Source organism: Brachyspira murdochii DSM 12563, from assembly GCF_000092845.1.
Lineage (GTDB): Bacteria > Spirochaetota > Brachyspiria > Brachyspirales > Brachyspiraceae > Brachyspira > Brachyspira murdochii.
In genome coordinates, this window is the sequence record NC_014150.1 from 2,926,139 (window position 1) to 2,949,086 (window position 22,948).

Consider the following 22,948-nt stretch of genomic DNA (forward strand, 5'->3'; position numbering starts at 1 on the left):
ATATTTACGTATTTTTTTAATATTAAAGGTTTTATTATGAAAAGTTTAGTTATAAGAAAAACAAATATTAATGCTCTTATATTGATTCTTCTTACTTTTATAAGTTTGGCTTCTCCAATAGCAGTTCATTATTTTGGATTAAGCGGAAAGGAGTTTCTGCCTATATTTTTTGCTTTATCTTTGGGAGCTTATATATTAAATCCTTTATTTTTAATTCTTCTTTCTATTATATCGCCTCTTATAAATTATTTTCTTACTAATATGCCTATGCATCCTACTTTATATTTTTTAATTTTTGAGGGTATTGTATTTTCTTCTATAGTATTATTTTTTAGAAATAAAAATGTTTCTTTTATATTGATTACATTATTTGCTTTTATTTTTGCAAGATTTTCATCTATTATTTTGACATTTATTTTTGATATAAGTATTGATGCTTGGTTTAGAGGAGTTTTAAGCGGATATAAAGGAATTATAGTAAATTTTGTATTTTCTGTTTTGATGTATTTCATATTCAAAGAAAATAATGTTAAAGATATTATAAATGAATAATTTTAATCCGTATAAAGTTTTTTATATAGATGATATAAAAGTAACAGCACTTGGCGATTTAGATAAAGAGCTTGGCGATGAAATAAGGGCTTTGAAAAAAAAAGAAATAGATATACCTTATAATATTTTTAATTGTATAGATGATTATATAAAAGCAAATGATAATAAATTTGATATACTTATTTATATACCTTCAAATAAAAGCTCTGGTATTATGAATTATTTTTCTGATTATATATCTGATAAGTTTGATATAGCAAAATATGATTTAATAAAAATTATTAAAAATATAAAAGAGCAGAAATATTTAGAAAGTTTAAAAGAAAGAAAGGATAATATCAAAAATGCTTTTGAAATGGAAGAAAGTTTGATATTAATAAATAAAAATATACTTCTAATAGATGATGTTTATGCTTCAGGAGAAACTTTGAAAGAGGTTATTAAATTATTTAAGGCATTAAATTTTAATTATTATCTTGAATGTTTAATTTTTTGCTATAGAAATCATTTTTTTAGCTGAAATAAAAAAATAGTATAAGGATTTAATATTATGATGGACGCTCATATAAAAGAACTGACTAGAAAAATTGAAATGGAATCTAAAAAATTAGATAGAAAAATTAAAGATATAGAAAAAATAAAATCAAGCATAACAAAAGATTTGAAAAAGAATGTTAAGGAGTTAAAAAACAAACAGTTAAAGAAACTTCAGGAAGAGAAGAAAAATATTACAGATAAAGTAAAGCAGATGAAAACAAATCTCATCAATGTAAAAAAAGATGATACTGCAAAAGAAGTTAGTAAGAGAATAGAAGACAGTAAAAAATTAAAAGAAAATCAGACTGTGAAAAAGCCTATAGACAAAACGGCAAAAAAAATGATGAATTTAATGGCTTTATATAATAAAAATGCTAATGAAGAGCTTATTGAGGTTTTATTAAAAGTAAAAGAAGATGATTTAAAAAAAGATGCTGGTGCTTATTTTAAATCTGTATATGGAATATTTAAGCATATGATTCAATGCGATATGTATTTTTTTGGTATATTCAGAAAATATTCCAATAAAAAACATATTGTTAATGAAGAGGTATTAACATATTTAAATAATGATTTTAGTTTTAATATAGATATAGATAAAGATTTAAAAGCATTAATAGATGTAAGAGAAAAACTTGATGATGTAATAATAGCTATTGTTAATTCTATAGATGATTTTAATATAGCAGGTAAGGTAGTAGTACCTAATAAAGAAGTAAAAAAGCCAAGATATCATTTAATAATGCATGAATTAAATCACAGTACTCATCATAGAGGTGAGATTTCGGTTTTATTAGATCAAATGGGTTATAAAAATGATTATTCTAATTTAATGACTATGGTATAATTTTAACTATAAAAATAACGATAAAAAATTAGGCATATATTAAAAAAAATTTATTTTGTTAATTTTGATATTTTTTTAGTACGATACTAAATGCTTATTTTGTATATGCATCAAAGTTATTTTAGAAAATAAAACACTAAAAATTAAGACATTGCGGTAATTTATTAATTTAGTTTTGAAGCAGTTATACTAGTAATAAAAAATCGTCTGTTATTAGAATATATGGCAAATGCTTATATTTATTTTTTGTTTATGATGTAGTTATTTTTATATTTCTCCGGCTTATTTGTATATCAGCATTATTTTTTCAATAGCTTCATAATCAGCAATACATATATTAAGAATTTTAGAGTAATCATATGAAGTATAGATAGCAGAATGTATTTGTTTAGTTATATTGCCTAACATTTTATTAAATTCTTCTGCGAAATATTCATAAGCCTATTGGAATTCCATAGTCATCATAAACAGGAAGATATGATTGGAATAAGCCTTAATTTTTATATATAGCAGGCAGTTTTACTATTTCAGCCTGTTTGTTTATTCTGTCATTATATGAAAAGATAACCACAGAAAATAAAATTATTAGAAACAGATTTAAATAACATTTTATATGGAACTCTTTAAATAAGATAGGTAAATTTATTACACTGCTTATATTATAAAGAATAATTTTATTGAGGTAAAAAAGGTCAGTAATATATATTTTTATCAATTTATTGTAAAAGCAGAAATATATAATATGATATAGGAGCTGTTAATATTACACTGTCAAATATATCAAACACCCCGCCATGACCCGGAAATAATTTACTTGAATCTTTTGTATCATACATTCTCTTTATGAGGCTCTCTCCCATATCTCCAAGAAATCCTGTTAGAGTAAATATTGAAGTTAGTAGTATTATTTGCGGCAATGTAAAGTGCGGTATATTTTTACCAAGTACTGTAGTTAAATACCCATTAGAATATAAATAGTAGTACAAAATTCCTGTAGGTATTGTAAATATAAACATTCCTATAAGTCCCTCATAGCTTTTATTTGGAGATGCACTATTAGAAAGTTTATGCTTTCCTATTTTTCTTCCTACTACATATCCTCCTGTATCGCTTAGCCAAGCACATAATAAAATGAATACTATATAATATTTACCGCTAGGCATAAAACGCATAAGAGATATATGCCATACCCCTAAACCTACATATATAAAGCAGAAAACAGCCGTTAATATAGCACGTCCTTTTTCTTCAAATGTTGAGACATTAACTTTAAATATATTTATGATAAATAGGGCAGCTATCAAGGCAAAAACCATAACTAATGACAGATCCATAGAAGGATTTTTAGTTTCTATTATTTTATAAAGTGCTGAAAAATCGCCTTTGAATACTTTAACCCCGCAAATAGTTATAACATATCCTAATACCATAGCTATCATGGTGGCAACAACTGTTCTTAGATTTTTTTGTCTATGAACTTTAGCCATATAGAATATTTCAGAAGCACTGAAAATTGATATTGATAATATTAACAAATGAAACAGAGAAATAACTTTGTCATAAAGCAATATTATAATAAAGAGCGGTAATGTAACTGCTACGGATATAAGTCTTTTTTTCATAATAAAATTATAGGCCTCCGTATCTTCTATTTCTGTTTGAATATTCTTCTATAGCTTTTTTAAAATCTTCTTTAGAGAAATCAGGCCATAATATATCAGTAAAATAAAGCTCACTGTATGAGGCTTGATACATAAGAAAATTACTTAGTCTTGCCTCTCCAGATGTTCTTATAATAAGGTCTGGATCCGGCATATCTTTTGTATATAGATAATTTTGAATAAAGTTTTCATCTATATTTTCTATATCTATTTTATTATTTTTTACTTCATAACATATATTTTTTACAGCGTTTTTAAGTTCATCTCTAAAACCATAATTTAAAGCTAATACTACAGTTAATATCGGATTTTTACATTTTTCCAATGTTTCTTTTTCTGTTTCTTCTATAGTTTTTATAGTATCTTTTGGAAAAAGAGAAATATCGCCTATATGTTTTACAAGTATATTATTAGAAATAAGTCTTTTTATTTCTTTTTTATAGAATTCTTTTAATAATCGAAAAAGTGCTTTTTTTTCCTCTTCAGGTCTTTTCCAATTTTCTGTGGAGAAAGCATATAAAGTTAAGTATTTTATATTTAATTCTCCGCATGCTTCGACTATGTTAATGACATTTTCGCTTCCAGCCCTATGTCCGTAACTTCTGCTTTTATTATGAGCTTTTGCCCATCTTCCATTGCCGTCCATGATTATAGCTACATGTATTGGTATATTCTGTTCAATCATATAGTGTCTAATTCTTTTTCTTTTGTATTAATCATTTCATCTATTTTTTTGATATAGGCATCTGTTTCGTTTTGTATTCTTTTCTCTTGAGATTTTGATTCATCTTCTGTAATTGTTTTATCTTTTAATTCTTTTTTTATTTTATCATTTTCATCTCTTCTTATATTTCGTACGGCTATTTTAGCTTCTTCGCCTCTATGTCTTACACCTTTTTTTAATTCTTCTCTTCTTTCTTTTGTAAGTTCAGGTACAACTATTCTTATATTTCCGCCGTCATTGAAAGGATTAAAACCCAAATCTGCTTTTAATATAGCTTTTTCTATGTCGCTAACCAATCCTTTATCGAATGGCTGTATCATAATAGTTCTTGAATCTGGAGTAGAAACATTTCCAACTTGTTTTAACGGCATATTGCTTCCGTAAGCCTCTACTTTAACTCCGTCTAGTATAGAAGCATTAGCTCTTCCTGTTCTTATACCTTTTAAATCATTTTGTAAACTTGAAATAGCTTTTTCCATTCTGTCTTTATACGATTCTTTTGACATAGATAATAAAACCTCTTTTAATTTTAAATAATTTTATTTTAGTAAATTATAATTTAATATAATACTATTGTCAAGTTAATTATATAATTTATGGTTTTGTTATATAATTTATTAATGTAATTTTTATTTTGTTAATATCAGTATTTATTTTAAATTTATATTAAAATAATTAAAAATATTATAAATTTTATTTTATATAAATAACAATATAAAATAAATTACAATGCTGTAAATAAAATGATTTTAAGCTATAATAAATAATCAAAAAATGTATGGAGTATATTTTTATGAATATATTAGTAAGTGCATGTCTTTTGGGTGTAAAATGCAGATATGACGGGAATGACAATAAATCAGACATTATTATAAAACTAATATCTAGGGGTTATAATATTATACCAGTATGTCCAGAACAACTGGGAGGGCTTACTACACCTAGAAAACCTGCTGAGATTATTAATGGAAGGGTTATAAATATAGATAATGAAGATGTAACAGAAAATTTTATAAAAGGTGCTGATGAGGTACTTAAGCTATCAAAATTATATAGTGTTGAATTGGCTATATTAAAAGAGAAAAGCCCTTCATGCGGATTTGGAGAAATATATGACGGTACTTTTAGTAAAATATTGATAAAAGGTAATGGCATTTGTGCTGATTTGCTTTCTAATAATAATGTAAAAATTATAGGTGAGTGTAAAATAAAAGAATATTTTGAATTATAGTATATTGAATTATTTATTTTATCTTATATAATTAAATTATGTATTTGCTAGAATTTTATGAAATACCAAAAGAAGTTATTTGGGGAGGCAGTTCATTAGCTTCCGTATATTCAAAGCCTTTTGATAAAAGTAAGATTATAGGTGAGAGTTGGGAAATTTGTGATTTGCCTAATGATAATAGTGTAGTGTCCAATGGCGAACTTAAAGGAAAAACTTTATCATATTTGGTGAAAGAATACGGCAGCGAACTTTTAGGAACAAAGTGTAAAGAAGATTATTTTCCTCTTTTAATAAAACTTATAGATGCAAGGGATAAATTATCTATACAAGTACACCCTGATGAAAAATATGCTAATAAAAGACATAATAAGCATGGTAAAAATGAGATGTGGTATGTTATTGATGCCTTGGATAATGCTAAACTTCTTATAGGACTAAAAGAAAATATTACTAAAGAAGATTTAAAAAGAGCTTTGTATAATAAAGAAAATATTGAGGATAAGTTCAATTATTTTCATATAAAAAATGGTGATGCTTTTTATATACCAAGCGGCTGTATACATGCTATATTAGGAAATGCAGTTATATCAGAGATACAAACTCCAAGCGATGTTACTTACAGGCTTTATGATTGGAATAGGGCTGATAAAAATGGAAACTCTAGGGAGCTTCATATAGAAGATTCTTTTAATGTTGTAAAAGATATTAATGCTTTTAACTTAAAATCTGCTAAACATAATAAAATCAAAGATGCATCATTAGAAATTAATATAGTATTTTCTAATGAATACTTTACAGCAGATGAATATATTGTTAGCGGGCAGTATTCTTCTAAAACTAATAAAGAAACTTTTGAAATAATTATGGTTATTGATGGAAATGGTTCGATAGAATCTGATATTCCAAATAATATTATTAAACTTAATATTGGAAAAACGGTTTTGATACCAGCTAGTTTAGGAAATTATATAATAAAAAGTGATAAGTGTATAAAATTTCTGAGGGTAACTGTATAATATGAGCGATATTATTATAGAATTAAAAGATGTTTATAAAACTTTTGGACCTCAAAGAGTACTTAATGGTGTTAATCTTAAGGTTAATAAGGGAGAGACTTTATCTGTTATAGGAAATTCTGGATGCGGTAAAAGCGTGCTTATAAAACATTTAATAGGTCTGCTTCAGCCTGATTCTGGGTCTATAGTTGTAGACGGACAGGATATTAATAAAATTTCTGATAATGAACTTACAGAAGTAAGAAAGAAATTTGCAATGGTGTTTCAAGGAGCTGCATTATTTGACTCATTAAATGTATATGAAAATGTGAGTTTCGGGCTTAGAAGAATAAAAAAAGATATGCCTGAAGATAGAATAAAAGTAAAAGTAGCAGAAGTTCTTGAAATGGTTGGTATGCCAAATATAGAACATAAAATGCCTTCAGAGCTTTCAGGCGGTATGAAAAAACGTGTAGGTTTGGCACGTGCTATTGCTATGGATCCTCAGATACTTCTTTATGATGAACCTACTACTGGATTAGACCCTGTAATGTCTAGGGTTATAGATGATTTAATAGTAAAAATGCAGTCTATTCTTAATGTTACAAGCATTGTTATAACTCATGATATGACTAGTGTATTTAGAATGTCTGATAGAGTTGTTATGCTTCATAAGGGGCAGATTATTGAGGGAGGAGATCCGGATCATTTGGGTGAAACAGATAACCCTCATTTGAAATTCTTCTTTATGAGCAGTATAGCAAAAAAAGGTGAAGATATAGAAAGTATAAGACCAAAAGATTAATTCATTTTTTATATATAATTTTTAGGATAAGGAAAACTATTATGAAAAATAAAGTAAAATTAGGAATATTTTTTATAGTTACATTAGTATTATTTGTAGGTGCTATAATACTTCTCGGCAAGATAAAATTAAAAGGCGACGGATACAGACTTTATGTAGACTATATTTTTATAGGAGATTTGCAGGAGAATGGTAAAGTTTCATACAGAGGCGGCGGCATACAGATAGGTTTCATTGAAAAAATAAGTATTAATCCAGATGGTACTATAAGAGTAACTTTATTTATAACAGATAAAACTGTTGTAATTCCAGAAGGAACAAAATTTTCCATACAAACTGTTGGTTTAGGACTTGGAGAGAAGTATATAATGGTGTCTCCTCCTGCTACTACGACTACAGGTATGACCAGTATAGCAGCAGGAAGTGTGATAAAAGGTGTTGAGCCTTTCAGTATAGAAACTACATTAGGCTCTATTGGAGATATAGGAAAAGATTTAAACTTTCAGGAGTTTTCATCAGTAATAACTAATTTGGCACAGACTATAAATATGATATCAGATATTATAGGTACTAATGAAGTAACTATAACAAAAGCTATTTCAAATGTTAATGATAGTTTAGCCAATATTAATAATATAACTAGAGATTTATCCTATATTATATCAGATGTTGAAAGCGGTAAAGGTACTGCTGGAGCTGTAATGAAAGATCCTACTTTGCAAACTAATATTAACGAAATAATAAATAATATGAGAATATTTAGTGAGAAATTAAGAGATAATCCTTCAACTTTACTATTTAGAGAAACAGAAAAGAAATAATTTTTTATTTATGGGAGATTAATAATGATAGATGATATTATAACATTAATTATGAAAAGTATTAAAAATATTTCAAGCAGCAAAGAAAAGCCTAAAGCATCACTATCAGAAAAAGAAATCGAATACAATAATATATTAAAAGAAATAAATAGTATTCCAAAATCTAAGTTAAATAAATGCTTAAAATCAGCAGAAAAAATAGCTGTAAAAGCAGGTAAATATTCTTTAAAATATTTCGGCTGTCCTAAAAGCATATCCAAGAAAGGAAAAACGGATTTATTTACGGAAGTCGATTTAAAAAATGAAAAGATTATCAGAGAATATTTATTAAAATGCTATCCTAAATTTGGTTTTTATGGGGAAGAATCAAGTACTTCAGATAGTTCTGAAGAAAAGAAATTCACTTGGATAGTAGATCCTATAGACGGAACTAGTAATTTTGTACATGGATATCCATTTTATTGTGTATCAATAGGTCTTGCTTATAAAGGCATACCTATACTTGGAGTTGTTTATGCTCCTTTAACTAATACAGTTTATAAGGCACATATAAAATCTAAATCTTATAAAAATGATAAAGTTATTAGAGTAAGCAGCAGCAGTAAACTAGCAGAATCAATGATAATAACTGGTTTTTATTATAATGCCAGTGTAGATGATGATTTCTTACATGACAGAATGGTGGATTTTGCCAATATGGTAAAAAGAACTCTAGCATTAAGACGTGACGGTTCTGCTGCACTTGATATATGTATGGTAGCAGAAGGAGCAGCAGACGGATTTTTTGAATACGGGCTTTCCCCTTGGGATATATGTGCAGGAACAATTATACTAAAACGTGCAGGCGGAATGGTAAGCAATATAAATATGAAAGAATATGATATTTTCTCAAAAAAACAATATATAGCAAGTAATAAAAAAATTCACAAAGAAATGATAAAGGTACTTGAATAAGTTTTTAATAGGTATAAAATAGGAACAATAAAAAAACAATAAAATATAAGGAATGTTTTATGGTAGAAGGAAAAAGAGGTAAAGTTGTTCAGGTTGTAGGTTCTACCCTAGATGCTGAGTTTGAGGAAGGACATCTTCCTGCTATATTAAATGCACTTTATATAGATAAAGAAATAGAGGGTGTTAAAAGACATATAATTTGCGAAGTTCAGCAGCATTTAGGTGGCGGAAGAGTAAGAGCTATAGCTTTGGAATCTACAGACGGTATATCTAGGGGCGATGATATATTTGATACAGAAAATCACATAATGGTGCCTGTAGGAACTGAAACTATAGGTAGAATTTTTAATGTATTAGGTCAGACAGTTGATAAGGGAGAGCCTGTAGAAGCTAAAGAGTACAGATCTATACATGCTGCTCCGCCTAAATTTGAAACTCTAGAGCCTAAACTTGAAATATTTGAAACAGGTATTAAAGTAATAGACTTATTAGCACCATACATTAAAGGCGGTAAAACAGGTCTTTTCGGCGGTGCTGGAGTAGGTAAGACTGTTCTTATAATGGAGCTTATACATAATATAGCAAGCGAACATGGCGGTTATTCAGTATTTGCCGGTGTTGGTGAAAGAACAAGAGAGGGTAATGATTTATGGTCAGAGATGAAGGAATCGGGAGTTATTAATAAAACTTGTCTTGTTTATGGTCAGATGAATGAGCCTCCGGGAGCAAGACTTAGGGTAGCATTAACAGCATTAACTATGGCAGAATATTTCAGAGATTCGGCAGGTCTTGATGTTCTTTTATTTATAGATAATATATTCAGATTTACTCAGGCCGGCAGTGAAGTATCAGCCCTTTTAGGACGTATGCCTTCGGCAGTAGGTTATCAGCCTACATTGGCAACAGAGATGGGAGGTCTTCAGGAGAGAATTACATCCACTAGAAACGGTTCTATTACATCTATACAGGCGGTTTATGTACCTGCAGATGACCTTACAGACCCAGCTCCTGCTACAGCATTTACTCACCTTGATGCTACTACTGTATTATCAAGAGAAGTTAGTGAAAAAGGTATATATCCTGCAGTAGATCCTCTTGCTTCAACAAGCAGAATACTAGATCCTAACATCTTAGGTCAGGAGCATTATGATACTGCAAGAAGAGTACAGCATATACTTCAAAGATACAGAGATTTGCAGGATATTATTGCTATACTTGGTGCTGATGAGCTTTCTGAAGAGGATAAACTTGTGGTATCTCGTGCTAGAAAAATAGAACAGTTTTTAAGCCAGCCTTTCTTTGTTGGAGAACAGTTTACAGGTCTTCAGGGAAGGTATGTTAAATTGGAGGATACTATTAGAAGTTTTAAAGGTATTTGTAACGGCGATTATGATGATTTGCCAGATCAAGCATTTAGATTTGTAGGATCTATAGAAGAAGCTGTTTCAAAAGCTAAGACTATGAGTAATTAATATATTATTACTGCTAAATAATAATAGTATTATACCGATAGTTTAAATAGTATTCAAAATATTTTATAGGTTGTATAGTATGCTTTTTCAAGTAAATGAAGATAAACTAAAAAGAAGATTAAAATTTTATATACCAATATCTTTTATTATAATGGCCTGTATATCGGTAGGCTCTTATTCTATTCTATTAAGAACAATTTATCAGTTGGAAAACTCATTGATAGGTTATGTGTACTTATTTATATTCCTATTAATGATAGTTATTCCTGTTAGTATGTTTTTTGATTGTTTAAAGGTAGAAAGAGGAAAGTATATACCATTAGGAAAAATATTTGTTATTAAATCAGGTATTGCTGTAATTTTAGTAGCAATTGTATCATATGCTATACACCTATTAACAAAAAAAGTTACTTTATTTGAAATTATTAATATACGTCTTACAATGGTAATATTTTTGATTACCGTGGCTATGACATTCTCATCTATATTTTTTAATATATTAGTAAGACCTTTATATAAAAAGACAGGAAGAAAAGAGTATTATTTGCCTATGGTATACAGTTTTCTGCCTGCTTCTATGGCTACTATGATATTTATTGTTACATTAATTAATGGTTTGCATTACAGATCGGAAATTATTTATGACAGTCAGTATGATATGATGTTAAAAAAAGGTTATGCAAATGATTTTATTAATAATTTTTATGACGGTATGTCTAAATATGTTACAGCAGCAGATAACATATCTACATATATGAAGCTTATATATAGTAATTCTTATACATTAAATAATTATGTAGAAACATTATCTTCGTATTTGAGTACAAGATATGCTAATGATCGTAATATTGCAGGTTTCTCTATTTTTATAAGAGATTTAGAAAATATTAATATAACTCTTAATAGAGAAGACATGAATAGTTTATCTATGGAATGGAAATATGATAATAATAATTTAGTTACAATTAGTACTAATATCAGACCGAATCTTTCTGGAAATAATTTGACAAAAATGTATGAAGGTACTAATTCTATAGTAGATATTATGCCTAATTCAGAGTTGTTTTATATTTATGCTCCTATTATTTTAAATGGTAAAAATATTGGTTTTGTTAGTTTAGAAGTTAGAAGTTCTGTTTATCAGGATATATTAAGCGATATAACTTTTAAAAATAATTTGGATATTTTTATAACAGATGATTTATATGTTATAAAAGCTTCAAATAATCCTTCAGCTTTAGGAAATATGCAGAGAGATTTGGATAATGCTGTTGTTTCTGCTGATATTAAAGATGTTAGAAATAATAATTATAGAAATAATATTAGTGATGTTAAGATTATTGCTTTGAAAAATACAAATAAATTTGTAATTAAATATTCTGTCTTTAATAATTTGTATATTATTAATTTATGGCAGCACAGCAATGCTTATAATAATCAATTGTTTAGGGAAACTATTATAAAATCTTCAGTAGCTATTTATTTGGGATTATTGGCATTTTTAATAGTAATACTAGCATTAATTCTTTCTTTGAGAAAAACTCTTGTATTTGCTAAAAATGTTTCTGATTCTATTAGTGAGGGCGACGGAGATTTAACTATAAGGCTTCCTGTTATCAGTAATAATGAATCAGGAGAGTTAGTTCACTCTTTCAATAAATTCTTGGATAAAGTAAAAAATATTATTGTAAGCGTAAAAAATAATGCTTATACTTTAACCGGAAATATTCAAAACATGAGAGCTTCTATTAGTATTAGTATAAGCGATTTTAATACTATATATAAAGAATTTGAAACAGAGCTTGAAAATTCTAATAAAATAGCAGAATCTTCTGCAAATGCCGCCAGAGTAAGTTTTATGCAGAGAACTAGATTTACTGCTGTTAATGAAACAGTGCAGTTATTGTTAGAAAATATTAATGATATTAATAATAAAATGAAACTACAGTCTGAAGCAGTATCTAAAACAAGCAGTTCTGTACAGCAGATGATGGCTAATATTGTTACTGTAAGCCATGGAGCTACAAAAGCAAATGACTATGCTAAAATACTTTATACAGAAGCTCAGGACGGAAGTAATATAGGGGAATCTGTTGTGGATTCTATTCAAAGTATTAAAGAATATTCTAAACAGATTACAAATATTACTCAGGTTATACATAATATTGCAGAACAGACTAACCTTTTGGCTATGAATGCGGCAATAGAAGCAGCACATGCAGGAGAGCATGGAAGAGGATTTACAGTTGTTGCTGATAAAATTAGAAAATTGGCCGAAGATACCGGAGAAAACTCTAAAATAATTAATGAAATCATTGAAGAAACTACTCAGGCTATAGATAAAACTGTATCTTTAGCTTTTAGAAGTTCTGAATCTATGGAAAAGATTTTGGAGGGTTCTAATACTCTTGCTGATTTAATATCTACTATATCAGGTGCTAATGACGAGCTTGACATAGGAAGACGTGAAATACTTATGAATATTACTAACTTAAATAATATTACTGAAGATGTTCAGGAGCTTTCGCTTAAGCAAATGCAGATGAGTTCGGCTGTTAGTCAGAATATTTCCAGTGTTGATAAATTGGCTGAAGATGTTGTTAATGTTGTTAATGCTACAGAAAGCGATATGAAAGAGCTTGTAAATTCTATAGAGAATGTTTCTAATCTTTCTACTACAAGCAGTAATAATATGGAAGTTATGGATAAGAGAATTAAAGAACTTCAATATATATTCCTACAGCTATACAAATTAGTTATATCTTTCAAAACTGAAAAGACTGAGGAAGAGCTTGCTAAAGATAAAGGTAAAACTACATCTGTAGATAAGGAAAGATTAAAATTAGAACGTAAGGCAGAAAAACAAAGGGTTAAAGAAGAAAAGAGAAGATTAAAAGAATTAAAAAAAGAAAGCAATAGAGTAAAAAATAGATAAAAATAAATATGTATTTTAATTATGAAAAGAGTTAGTATTTTTGTATTTATATTTCAGCTATTACTCTTTAGCATAGTATTCTCTGAAATAACTCATAAATTCTATTGGAATTTAGAGAAAGGAAAAAGAATAGAATCTGTTAAAACTGCTGATGTAGAATATTATGAGAATGGTATATTAACAAGTATATACAAGGAAAGAAATATCGTTGATTTAACTGTTATTGCTATTGCCCCTAAAGGCGGATACAGAGTTAGCGGAGTATTTAAAATTTTTAGAATGATGAAAGGCGAAAAAGTTTTTCATCTTGATGAAGAGTATACAAGCGATTTTATTATACATACTAATGGTAAATTTGAAGTGCCTTATAATTATTTTATGCCTAATGTAAGGCATGTCCCCACTTTTCCAGATAATGAAATTAAACTTACAGAATCTTGGAACAGAGAATCTATTGAAATTATAAAAGTAAATAATGCTCCTAACCTTACCATGGCATTATCAGCAGATTATTTATTTGCAAATATTGAAACTAATGATGACGGAAGCAGAAATGCCGTTATACAATATCATATTATGACTGATAAAGATTTACTTCAGGCTGGACTTTCAAGAAAAGGATATCCTGAAAGAATATACGGATTTAATTATGGTACTTTTCTTTGGGATATGGATAAAAATATTCCGGTATCTCAGCAGGAAAGATATCAAATATTATTCGGATACGGCAGAGAATTATCATATGCAAGTCTTCAGTATAAAATGAATATCATAAGCACATATAAAATTTATGACTCCATCACTAAAGAAGAAGAAGACTACAATAGAAAAAAATTAGAAAATGATTTGTATGATGATGATAATGTTACTATAGATACAGTTCCTGAAGGATTGGTTGTAAGACTTGGAGAGATTTTATTTGATACTGATTCTTATACATTAAGACCAGAAGCTAAAAATACTATAGATAACATTGTAAAAGCTATTAAAGAAACTTATCCAGACAGAGAGATTATAGTTGAAGGGCATACTGATAATACTGGAAGAAAAGAATATAATCAGGAATTATCAGAAAAAAGGGCAAAATCTGTAGCTGATTATATACTTCCTAATCTTGAGCATGATAAATTATCTTATAAAGGTCTCGCTGATGAAGAGCCTATAGCTTCTAATGATACAGCAGATGGAAGACAAAAAAATAGAAGAGTTGATATTATAATAAAATTAAGATAATAATTTTTATATCTTTTTAAAAAATGATTTTTTAGCTTATAATTAAAAATTAATTATAAATTATCTCTTTTCCTATAAACTTATCAGTAAATATAGCATTATCATATACTTTATTTCCGCGTACTATAGTAGTTAATACTTTACCGCCTCTATTAAAACCTATATAAGGAGACCAGCCTGATTTAGTAATTATATCTTTCTCTTCTATTATAGAATTGTCTTTCATATCTATTATTACTAGATCTGCGTCATAATTTTCTTTTAACATGCCTTTATTTTTTATACCAAATATTTTTGAAGCATTTTCGCTCATAATTTTGGTTAATAATTTTAAATCCATTGTGCTGTCATTTACTTTATTTAGCATTAGTTCTAATGAATGCTCTACAGAAGGCACTCCGAAAGTAAGTTTTTCCAACTTTTCACTTATCAAATGAGGGGCATGATCAGTTCCTATTGTATCTATTGTGTAATCTAATATTGCTTTTAACAATGCTTTATTATCAGATTTTTCTCTTAATTCAGGCTTCATTCTCAAAAGCATTTTATTTTTTTCATTTTTATTAACATCTTCAGTATTTAAAAATAAATGATGAGGAGTTGCCTCTCCATAAATCACCATTCCAGAATCTTTTGCTCTTTTTAGCGAATTGATTTCACTTTCCAATGATATATGACATAAATATAATGGTGTTTTTGTTTTTTTAGCTATTTCTATTGCTTTATCAGCCATTTTATCTTCTGCATGTACTGTAACTATTTTAGAACTTTCAAATAGCTTTTCTAATATTTTATCATCTTCTACAAGCATATTTCCAGTAGAGGCATTAAAAAATATTTTTGTAGATGCTGCATCATTAATAATATTTTTTATATCATCACTGTTATCTGCTTTGCTTCCGCCGAAATGAAAACCATAATCAACATAAGATTTTCCTATCATCATATTTTTTTTGGCAATTAGATTTTCTTTTGTTATAGTGTTTGGTATAGTATTAGGCATATCCAAAAAAGAAGTAACTCCGCCCCTTGCTGCAGCCTTGCTTCCAGAATTAAAATCTTCTTTTTGAGTAAGACCGGGATCTCTCATATGAACATGAGGATCTATTATACCTGCAATCACATAATTATAGTTAGCATCTATTATATCTTTATCTTTATAGTTTTGAAAATTATTATCAAAATCTATTTTTTTTATTTTTTCATCTTTTATTATGATGGAAACTATATTGCTGCTTTCTATTATTTTAGCATTTTTTATTATCATATTACTGCCTTTATTATATTGATGATTGTTTAGAGATAATTTTTGATAATAAAAGCATTAATTATACTTTTACTATCAATTATTGTTAGATTATAAAATATTATTTTCCTATTTCTCTATTACAGTAGTAGCAGAAATCTCCGTAACTTCTTTTTGCTACTTTATTTTTTGTCTGTTCAAAGTGAGTAACACATTTGCCATTAGTACAAACCATTTCTTTATTTTCTACTACTTCATAGTCTATTTCTTTTCTTTTTGCTTTTGACTCTATTATTCCAGTAGCAAGTGCAAGCATAGCCATTCTTGTAGGAACTCCGTTTCTAGCCTGTACAAAATATTTAGCATATTTAGTATCATCTAGATCTATATTAATTTCATCTACTCTTGGAAGAGGGTGCATTATTATCATATTATCTTTGCATTTTCCTTCTATATCTTTTCTTGATATATTAAAAGCATTTTTTACTTTTTCGTACTCATTAATATTATCAAATCTTTCTTTCTGTATCCTTGTCATATATAAGCAGTCTATATCTTTTAATATCTCTTCATAGCTGTTAAGTTTTTTATATTTTATTTTAGCTTGGTCTAATTCTTTTAATATATAATCAGGTATTTGTATAATATCAGGTGAAACAAAGTAAAGTTCTCCATTAAACATTTTCAAAGCTTTGGATAATGAATGAACAGTTCTTCCATATTTTGTATCCCCAACAAAAGCTATTTTTTTATTTTCAATACTTCCAAGTTCATCTCTTAAAGTGTATAAATCAAGTAGCGTTTGGCTAGGGTGTTCATTAGAGCCGTCTCCAGCATTTATAACAGGGCATTTTGTAACTTCTTCTGCGAATTTGGCAGCACCGTCTATATTATGACGCATAACTATAATATCAGAATAAGCAGAAACCATTATAAGAGTATCTCTCAAAGATTCTCCTTTCATTATGGAGCTTTTATCTGGGTTGTCAAATCCTAATTCTTTACATCCCATTCTGTAAGCTGCTGAAGTGAATGATAATCTTGTTCTTGTGGAAGGTTCAAAGAATATGCTGGTCATAATTTTACCGTCCATAATTTTTCTTCTTTCATCACTATCAGTGTTATCCAATTTTTTAGCTGTGTCTAATACTTCAATAATTTCCTCTTTTGATAACTCTTTGATGGATATAAAGTTTTTCATTGTTGCTCCCTTAAAAATAATTTATGATAATAGTTTTTTTATTTTGGAATAAAAAAAAGGAATAAAATTGTTAAAGATAACAACTTTATTCCTTGATTTTTAAAAAATTCCAAATTCGTTAATTTAAACAAATCAATAAAACAGGGTAATAAATAAAAAATAATCTTATGCTCTAAAAATATATTTTTCATATTAATTCCTGCTTTGTCTCAAATTGAATAGATTATATCATGAGCATTAAAAAAATCAAGTTTAAATTTTATAATTTTATTTTTAATTATTGAAATAAAATATTTTATAGTTATAATTGCCTTATATTTTATATTATAAGGCGTTGTAATGTATTTAGAAGAAATAAATAGTCCAATTGATTTAAAAAAATTAACAGCAGAAGAATTGAAAATTTTATCATCTGAGATAAGAGAGTTTTTGATAAATAATGTTTCCAATACTGGAGGACATTTAGGAAGTAATTTAGGCGTAGTAGATTTAACTATCGTACTTCATTATTTGTTTTCTTCTCCGAGAGATGCTTTTATATTTGATGTTGGTCATCAGGCTTATACGCATAAAATTCTCACTGGAAGAAAAGACCGATTTCATACATTAAGGAAATACGGCGGACTTTCTGGATTTCCTAAAAGATGTGAGTCTGAACATGATATAGAAGAAACAGGACATGCCTCTACTTCATTATCATTTGCTTATGGGCTTGCTTGTTCAAGAAACATATTAGGTCTTAAAGGTGATGTTATAGCTATAATAGGTGACGGAGCTATGACCGGCGGTATGGCTCTTGAAGCTATGAATAATATTGCAAATACTGACACTGATATAATTATAGTATTAAATAATAATGAAATGTCTATAGGTAAAAATATAGGAGCTATATCAAAGTTTTTAAATACAACTTTAAATGATTCTTTAGTTCAGGAGGCTTCAGAAAAGGTTAGAGGATTAGTTTCAAGCCTTCCTTTCGGAGATATTGCAAACGAGTTTATAGACAGAGGTAAAGGTGCTATTAGAACTTTTGTTGCTCCCGGTATAGCTTTTAGAGAGATGGGATTTAAATATTTCGGTCCTGTTGACGGACATGATTATGATGATCTTATAAATACTTTTCAGAAGGTAAAATCTATAAGAGGCCCGAGACTTGTTCAGGTTAATACAGTTAAGGGAAAAGGCTATAAAATAGCTGAAGAAAATCCTTCCAAATTTCATGGAATAGCTCCTTTTAATGTAGAAACTGGAGAACTAAAGACAAAACAAGAATCAAAAACCTTTTCTGCCCTTGCAGGCGAATGTATTGTAAACGCTGCAAAAGAAAATAAAAATATCGCAGCAATAACTGCCGCAATGGAATCTGGAACAGGATTAACAGAATATGCCAAAATGTTTCCGGACAGATTCTTTGATGTAGGGATAGCAGAGCAGCATGCGGTAACATTTGCTGTAGGGCTTGCTGAAAGCGGTATAATACCTTTTGTTTGTTTATATTCTACATTTCTTCAAAGGGCATATGATCAGGTTATTCATGATGTTGGTATTATGAATGCTAATGTTAAACTTATGATAGATAGAGCTGGACTTGTACCAGAAGACGGAGATACTCATCAGGGGGTATTTGATGTATCTTTTTTGAGAATTGTCCCAAATATTACTATTATGGCTCCTATAGCAGAAAAAGATTTTAGAAGTATGGTAAAAAAAGCTGTAGAATATAATGGACCTGTTGTTATAAGATATAATAAATCATCTGTAAGGGAATTAAAAAATGATGAAGTATTAGATGATATAGAAATAGGAAAAGCATATATTCTTAGAGAAGATAAAAAGAATAATAATGTTATAATAAGCTATGGTCAGACTCTTATTGATATAACAGAAGCAGCTGATGAACTTAATACAGATTTTACTATTATTAATCTTTCTACTTTAAAACCTTTAGATGAAGAGACTATTTTAAAGTACATAAAAAAAGCTAATAAAGTTTTAATTATTGAAGAGGCTTTGGAGGCAGGAGGAATTGGAAGTGCTGTATTAGAATTATTAGCAGATAATGATATATATATACCTGTCAAACTTCATGCATTGCCTAATAAATTTTTTGAATCAGCAGCAAGGTCTGAGCTTTTGAAAATGTATAAACTTGATAAAGACGGATTAAAAGAAATGATAAAAAGTTATTTTTTATAATTTTATTTTTTTTACTTCTTTTAAGTATTGTATAAACATATTTGTGATAATTGGATCAAGCATTATATCTTTTTCTATAAAGTTTTCTGTCATATAGTTTACAGTTTCTTTGATTGATTTTTTAAAGCCATGTGTTAAAGTGTCGTATACATCTATAACTTCTAAAATTTTAGCCGGTAAATATGTTAAACTTTGCAGTGTTAATATATCTTTATAATCATAAGAAACTAAATATTCTATATTATGATTAGGATTTCTTTTTAGAGCTGCTTTATATAACTCGCTAAAAAGTCCGTATCCATGACCGTAGTATTCATGATGCAAAGAAACAGTTAAAGATATTCCTTCGCTTCCTCTCATAAAATATTTAGCAAAAGTATAATCTTTTATAGAGTGATTATCCTTTTTTTCTTCGTTTATTGGTATATAGTCATGATCATTTTCAAGAGCAATATCATGCATTAATACTCCTATAGATGTATCCAGCAGCGTATTAGCTTCTACTTTTCTTATTCCTAGTTTAACATTTGTTTCTAAGCTGTTTTCAGTATCTATATTGTACATTTTGTATATTTTTTCAGAATATTTGTAATAAGTTTTTTTAAAATCTACTCTGATTTTATTAGTTATTCCCTGACTCATTTTTTCATTAAAAAAAAGTATTGCTTCTATTACTGTTAAGAATACCCTGTTAATATGACCTATTGAAGAATCAGATTTAAATGCTTCCATATTATCAAATATATTATTAGTTTCATACTCTTTTTTATATATTATCATAGAGATTTCAGAGATTAAAAGTTTTATCATTTTCGATAAACCCATTATATCTTCATCATCATTTTTTAGCATATTATTTTCTTTTTTCTGCAAATAATCGGCATATTGAAGTCTTAATATAAAAGCTATTTCCATAAGCATTTTAGATATTGCTGATGCAGTTTCAGAGTCTAGGAAGTTTTTACGATAATATGTTAATTTTACTATGTATTGTCGCAAATAATTTGATGTTTCTTTATTGGACATATTAATAATATTCTGAAGTATAGTTATTTCTTTATTAGCGATTTCTTTATTTGTAGAGAGGCAAAATTTGAATTTAGTGTAAAATTCTTCTACTTTTTTCAAAACTTATCCTTAAATATAGATATAATATTATACATTATAATATGATATTTTTCAATTATATTTTTTGTATATGCTTGTATTAAAATTATTATTAACGGTAATTTTTTAATTTTTTTAATAAAAAATATATAAATTATGATATACCCAATCTTTTTACAGCCTCTGAAATATGTTCTAATCCTATAATTTTTATTCCTTCTATATTTTTTACTTCTTTTAAAGCCCGCTTAGAAATATATACTTCTTTGAGAGAGAATTTTTTCATTTCTTTTATACGTCTTTCTATAAATCTTACAGGTCTTATTTCCCCAGAAAGTCCTAATTCTCCAATATAGGCAGTTGTTCTTTGAATAGATATTCCAGACATACTAGAAGCTATTGCCATTGCTATAGATAAATCGCTTGCTGTTTCTTTTACATTAAGTCCGTTTGCTATATTAATATATACATCTTGATTTGAAAGGTTTAGATGAGCACGTTTTTCTAGTATTGCTATTATTATAAGAAGTCTGTACTGATCATAACCTATAGTAAGTCTTCTAGGATAACCGAATGCACTGCTTCCCACCAATGCCTCTTCTTCTACGCAAAATACCCTGCTTCCTTCTATTACAGGGGTTATGACGCTTCCTGCAAATACTGCTTCGTTTAATCCTCTTGTAAATACTCTTGAAGGGTCTTTTACTTCCATTAATCCTTTTTCAGCCATTTCAAATATTCCGACTTCATCTACCGCTCCGTAACGGTTTTTTACGGCTCTTAATATTCTGTATATTCCTTTATCATCGCCCTCAAAATAAAGAACACAGTCTACTATATGCTCCAAAATTTTAGGTCCTGCTATAGTTCCTTCTTTTGTGATATGTCCTACCAAAAATATAGTTATATTTTTTAATTTTGCAGTCTGCATTAAAGCCCATGCACAGTTTTTTATTTGTGCTGGAGATCCTGCTATACTATTTGTTGAAGGGCTGTATACTGTTTGTATAGAGTCTATTATGGCAAGTGTAGGCGGATTATCTAATAATGTATTTATTATATTATCGCAGTTGGACTCTGATGATATTAAAAAGTCTGAGTCTTCTAATATCAGTCTGTCAGCTCTTAATTTTATCTGCTCAATAGATTCTTCGCCTGTAAAATAATAAACTTTTTCATTTTTGGCAATATTTGAAGCAGTTTGTAAAAGCAAAGTAGATTTACCAATACCCGGTTCGCCTCCTATAAGTATGACGCTTCCAGATACAATTCCTCCCCCTAAAACTCTGTTAAGCTCATCTATATTTGTTGATATTCTTGCACTTTCATTAGTTTTTATTTTTTTTATAGATGTTAATTGAGCTTTATCTGAAGAAACGGAAGTTCTTTCTCTTATAGCTTTATTTGTATTTTCTGTAGGTTCTGTAAAAGGTTTTAAGCTATTCCAAGAACCGCAGGAAGGGCATTTACCCATCCAATTAATAGTGCTTTCTCCGCAGTTATCGCAGACAAATATTGTGTTATTTTTCTTTGCCATATTTATTAATTATAGTTTATTTATTTCATCTACTGTAAGTCCTGTTAATTCACTTATCAATAAAATATCCATATTTTTATTTTTCATTCCTTTAGCTATTAATATAGATCTATTTTTTTCACCTTCTTCAATTCCTAGTCTACGCTCTTCCTCAAGCATTATTTGATTTCCATATAGGTAAGCCTCTCTTTTATCGTATTCATTCATCATTAATCTATCTTTAATAAAGTTATTATATCGTCTCTGTACTTCTTCCATTACAGGTTTTTCTTTTACTAATTCTGACATTATAACCTCCCTATTATCTTTTTCTTTCATTGTAAAGAATTTAAGCCAGCAATTTAAATCTGGTTTTAATAAATTATTATGAAATTTTTTAAGTTCAATTATATGTATTTGTAAATGATCTGTTAAAAGTCTTTGATTAACCGTATCATAAATCATATAGCAGGAATGTATATTATTACTGTTATCTAAATTAAAATTAAGAAGATTAATACTTATTACAGGAGTTAGTGCATCATATTTTTCGCCTTGCTTTAAAAGTTTACTGTAATTAGAAGCCCAATAATAAAGTATGCGTTCTGGAAATCTTGAATTGCCTTGAAGCTGAATTTCTATTATAACAACTGAACCATTTTGAGTTATGCACTTAACATCTGGGCGTCTGCCCACCTTCGGTGCTATAGTTTCTTTATCTTCATAGTTCTCCTTATAGTTAAATGGCGTCAAAATTTCAACTGATCTAAAAGTCTTCATTCCAACATCAAGCATTGTTGAATTAATAAAATCAAGCAATATTGCCTCACTTCCTTTATCAGAGAAAAGATATCTCACAAAATAATCATTTAATACATTAATGCCGTTTTTTTTATTCATAAGTTTATTATAACA

At 28.1% G+C, this 22,948-nt stretch carries 20 protein-coding genes; 12 read left to right on the forward strand and 8 right to left on the reverse strand.

What is annotated here, in order from left to right; translation table 11 throughout:
- Positions 1-36: 36 nt before the first annotated feature.
- From BMUR_RS12940 to BMUR_RS12950, 3 genes are read left to right on the forward strand one after another with little or no spacing between them, the layout of a single operon-like run.
- A complete protein-coding gene (locus BMUR_RS12940; protein ID WP_013114994.1) occupies positions 37-552 on the forward strand; it encodes a hypothetical protein in 516 nt (171 codons plus the stop codon).
- The gene (locus BMUR_RS12945) at positions 545-1,072 is read left to right on the forward strand and encodes a ComF family protein (RefSeq protein ID WP_013114995.1); all 528 of its coding nucleotides are present in this window, start codon (positions 545-547) and stop codon (positions 1,070-1,072) included. Before BMUR_RS12940 ends, BMUR_RS12945 begins: the two co-directional genes overlap by 8 nt.
- Positions 1,073-1,102: 30 nt before the next feature.
- Positions 1,103-1,936 carry a DinB family protein gene (locus BMUR_RS12950; protein WP_013114996.1) on the forward strand — a complete coding sequence of 278 codons (834 nt, stop codon included), beginning with the start codon at positions 1,103-1,105 and terminating at the stop codon, positions 1,934-1,936.
- Positions 1,937-2,652: 716 nt separating this feature from the next.
- Here the strand turns inward: BMUR_RS12950 and BMUR_RS12955 are convergent.
- From BMUR_RS12955 to frr, 3 genes are read right to left on the reverse strand one after another with little or no spacing between them, the layout of a single operon-like run.
- Positions 2,653-3,558, reverse strand: a complete 906-nt coding sequence (locus BMUR_RS12955; RefSeq protein WP_013114997.1) for a phosphatidate cytidylyltransferase — start codon at positions 3,556-3,558, stop codon at positions 2,653-2,655.
- Positions 3,559-3,565: 7 nt separating this feature from the next.
- The gene (locus BMUR_RS12960) at positions 3,566-4,282 is read right to left on the reverse strand and encodes an isoprenyl transferase (RefSeq protein WP_013114998.1); all 717 of its coding nucleotides are present in this window, start codon (positions 4,280-4,282) and stop codon (positions 3,566-3,568) included.
- The gene (frr, locus tag BMUR_RS12965; protein WP_013114999.1) at positions 4,279-4,827 is read right to left on the reverse strand and encodes a ribosome recycling factor; all 549 of its coding nucleotides are present in this window, start codon (positions 4,825-4,827) and stop codon (positions 4,279-4,281) included. Before frr ends, BMUR_RS12960 begins: the two co-directional genes overlap by 4 nt.
- Positions 4,828-5,114: 287 nt before the next feature.
- On the opposite strand from frr, the gene BMUR_RS12970 reads away from it, so the two are divergent.
- From BMUR_RS12970 to BMUR_RS13005, 8 genes are all read left to right on the forward strand, one after another.
- Complete coding sequence (locus BMUR_RS12970; protein WP_013115000.1) at positions 5,115-5,552, forward strand: DUF523 domain-containing protein; 438 nt, start codon at positions 5,115-5,117, stop codon at positions 5,550-5,552.
- Between the two features lie 38 nt (positions 5,553-5,590).
- Positions 5,591-6,568, forward strand: coding sequence for a type I phosphomannose isomerase catalytic subunit (locus BMUR_RS12975; RefSeq protein ID WP_013115001.1), 978 nt, complete (start codon positions 5,591-5,593; stop codon positions 6,566-6,568).
- Between the two features lies 1 nt (position 6,569).
- Positions 6,570-7,352, forward strand: a complete 783-nt coding sequence (locus tag BMUR_RS12980; RefSeq protein ID WP_013115002.1) for an ABC transporter ATP-binding protein — start codon at positions 6,570-6,572, stop codon at positions 7,350-7,352.
- Positions 7,353-7,393: 41 nt separating this feature from the next.
- A complete protein-coding gene (locus BMUR_RS12985) occupies positions 7,394-8,173 on the forward strand; it encodes an MlaD family protein (protein ID WP_013115003.1) in 780 nt (259 codons plus the stop codon).
- A gap of 24 nt (positions 8,174-8,197) precedes the next feature.
- Positions 8,198-9,127: an inositol monophosphatase family protein gene (locus BMUR_RS12990; protein ID WP_013115004.1), complete on the forward strand. Its 930-nt coding sequence runs from the start codon at positions 8,198-8,200 to the stop codon at positions 9,125-9,127.
- A gap of 59 nt (positions 9,128-9,186) precedes the next feature.
- The gene (gene atpD, locus BMUR_RS12995) at positions 9,187-10,599 is read left to right on the forward strand and encodes a F0F1 ATP synthase subunit beta (protein ID WP_013115005.1); all 1,413 of its coding nucleotides are present in this window, start codon (positions 9,187-9,189) and stop codon (positions 10,597-10,599) included.
- Positions 10,600-10,678: 79 nt separating this feature from the next.
- Entirely contained in the window at positions 10,679-13,534 is a 2,856-nt protein-coding gene (locus BMUR_RS13000; protein WP_013115006.1) for a methyl-accepting chemotaxis protein, read from the forward strand.
- A gap of 21 nt (positions 13,535-13,555) precedes the next feature.
- On the forward strand, positions 13,556-14,767 hold the full coding sequence (locus tag BMUR_RS13005; RefSeq protein ID WP_013115007.1) for an OmpA family protein: 1,212 nt from the start codon (positions 13,556-13,558) through the stop codon (positions 14,765-14,767).
- Between the two features lie 49 nt (positions 14,768-14,816).
- Here the strand turns inward: BMUR_RS13005 and BMUR_RS13010 are convergent, their stop codons facing one another.
- Both BMUR_RS13010 and pyrB read right to left on the reverse strand, forming a co-directional pair.
- Positions 14,817-16,034, reverse strand: a complete 1,218-nt coding sequence (locus BMUR_RS13010; protein ID WP_013115008.1) for a dihydroorotase — start codon at positions 16,032-16,034, stop codon at positions 14,817-14,819.
- A 100-nt stretch (positions 16,035-16,134) separates the two neighbouring features.
- On the reverse strand, positions 16,135-17,214 hold the full coding sequence (pyrB, locus tag BMUR_RS13015; protein WP_013115009.1) for an aspartate carbamoyltransferase: 1,080 nt from the start codon (positions 17,212-17,214) through the stop codon (positions 16,135-16,137).
- Positions 17,215-17,553: 339 nt separating this feature from the next.
- Here pyrB and dxs point away from each other — a divergent pair, with 339 nt between their 5' ends.
- Positions 17,554-19,410, forward strand: a complete 1,857-nt coding sequence (gene dxs / locus BMUR_RS13020) for a 1-deoxy-D-xylulose-5-phosphate synthase (RefSeq protein WP_013115010.1) — start codon at positions 17,554-17,556, stop codon at positions 19,408-19,410.
- On the opposite strand, the gene BMUR_RS13025 is transcribed toward dxs, so the two are convergent.
- The 3 genes from BMUR_RS13025 to BMUR_RS13035 all read right to left on the reverse strand — a co-directional run bounded on the left by BMUR_RS13025 (position 19,405) and on the right by BMUR_RS13035 (position 22,933).
- On the reverse strand, positions 19,405-20,538 hold the full coding sequence (locus BMUR_RS13025) for a hypothetical protein (RefSeq protein WP_013115011.1): 1,134 nt from the start codon (positions 20,536-20,538) through the stop codon (positions 19,405-19,407). The two genes, dxs and BMUR_RS13025, sit on opposite strands and share 6 nt — an antisense overlap.
- 133 nt (positions 20,539-20,671) lie before the next feature.
- Entirely contained in the window at positions 20,672-22,054 is a 1,383-nt protein-coding gene (gene radA, locus BMUR_RS13030) for a DNA repair protein RadA (protein ID WP_013115012.1), read from the reverse strand.
- A gap of 9 nt (positions 22,055-22,063) precedes the next feature.
- Entirely contained in the window at positions 22,064-22,933 is an 870-nt protein-coding gene (locus tag BMUR_RS13035) for an Rpn family recombination-promoting nuclease/putative transposase (RefSeq protein WP_013115013.1), read from the reverse strand.
- Between the last annotated feature and the right edge of the window lie 15 nt (positions 22,934-22,948).

Bases quoted from the DNA above. Each gene is read 5' to 3' on its own strand.
- BMUR_RS12970 (WP_013115000.1), top strand. From the start codon at position 5,115: ATGAATATATTAGTAAGTGCATGTCTTTTGGGTGTAAAATGCAGATAT.
- atpD (WP_013115005.1), top strand. From the start codon at position 9,187: ATGGTAGAAGGAAAAAGAGGTAAAGTTGTTCAGGTTGTAGGTTCTACC.
- BMUR_RS12985 (WP_013115003.1), top strand. From the start codon at position 7,394: ATGAAAAATAAAGTAAAATTAGGAATATTTTTTATAGTTACATTAGTA.
- BMUR_RS13005 (WP_013115007.1), top strand. From the start codon at position 13,556: ATGAAAAGAGTTAGTATTTTTGTATTTATATTTCAGCTATTACTCTTT.
- BMUR_RS12945 (WP_013114995.1), top strand. From the start codon at position 545: ATGAATAATTTTAATCCGTATAAAGTTTTTTATATAGATGATATAAAA.
- dxs (WP_013115010.1), top strand. From the start codon at position 17,554: ATGTATTTAGAAGAAATAAATAGTCCAATTGATTTAAAAAAATTAACA.
- BMUR_RS12980 (WP_013115002.1), top strand. From the start codon at position 6,570: ATGAGCGATATTATTATAGAATTAAAAGATGTTTATAAAACTTTTGGA.
- BMUR_RS12950 (WP_013114996.1), top strand. From the start codon at position 1,103: ATGATGGACGCTCATATAAAAGAACTGACTAGAAAAATTGAAATGGAA.
- BMUR_RS13035 (WP_013115013.1), bottom strand. From the start codon at position 22,933: ATGAATAAAAAAAACGGCATTAATGTATTAAATGATTATTTTGTGAGA.
- pyrB (WP_013115009.1), bottom strand. From the start codon at position 17,214: ATGAAAAACTTTATATCCATCAAAGAGTTATCAAAAGAGGAAATTATT.
- BMUR_RS13010 (WP_013115008.1), bottom strand. From the start codon at position 16,034: ATGATAATAAAAAATGCTAAAATAATAGAAAGCAGCAATATAGTTTCC.
- BMUR_RS12940 (WP_013114994.1), top strand. From the start codon at position 37: ATGAAAAGTTTAGTTATAAGAAAAACAAATATTAATGCTCTTATATTG.
- frr (WP_013114999.1), bottom strand. From the start codon at position 4,827: ATGTCAAAAGAATCGTATAAAGACAGAATGGAAAAAGCTATTTCAAGT.
- BMUR_RS12990 (WP_013115004.1), top strand. From the start codon at position 8,198: ATGATAGATGATATTATAACATTAATTATGAAAAGTATTAAAAATATT.
- BMUR_RS12960 (WP_013114998.1), bottom strand. From the start codon at position 4,282: ATGATTGAACAGAATATACCAATACATGTAGCTATAATCATGGACGGC.
- BMUR_RS12955 (WP_013114997.1), bottom strand. From the start codon at position 3,558: ATGAAAAAAAGACTTATATCCGTAGCAGTTACATTACCGCTCTTTATT.
- BMUR_RS12975 (WP_013115001.1), top strand. From the start codon at position 5,591: ATGTATTTGCTAGAATTTTATGAAATACCAAAAGAAGTTATTTGGGGA.
- radA (WP_013115012.1), bottom strand. From the start codon at position 22,054: ATGGCAAAGAAAAATAACACAATATTTGTCTGCGATAACTGCGGAGAA.
- BMUR_RS13000 (WP_013115006.1), top strand. From the start codon at position 10,679: ATGCTTTTTCAAGTAAATGAAGATAAACTAAAAAGAAGATTAAAATTT.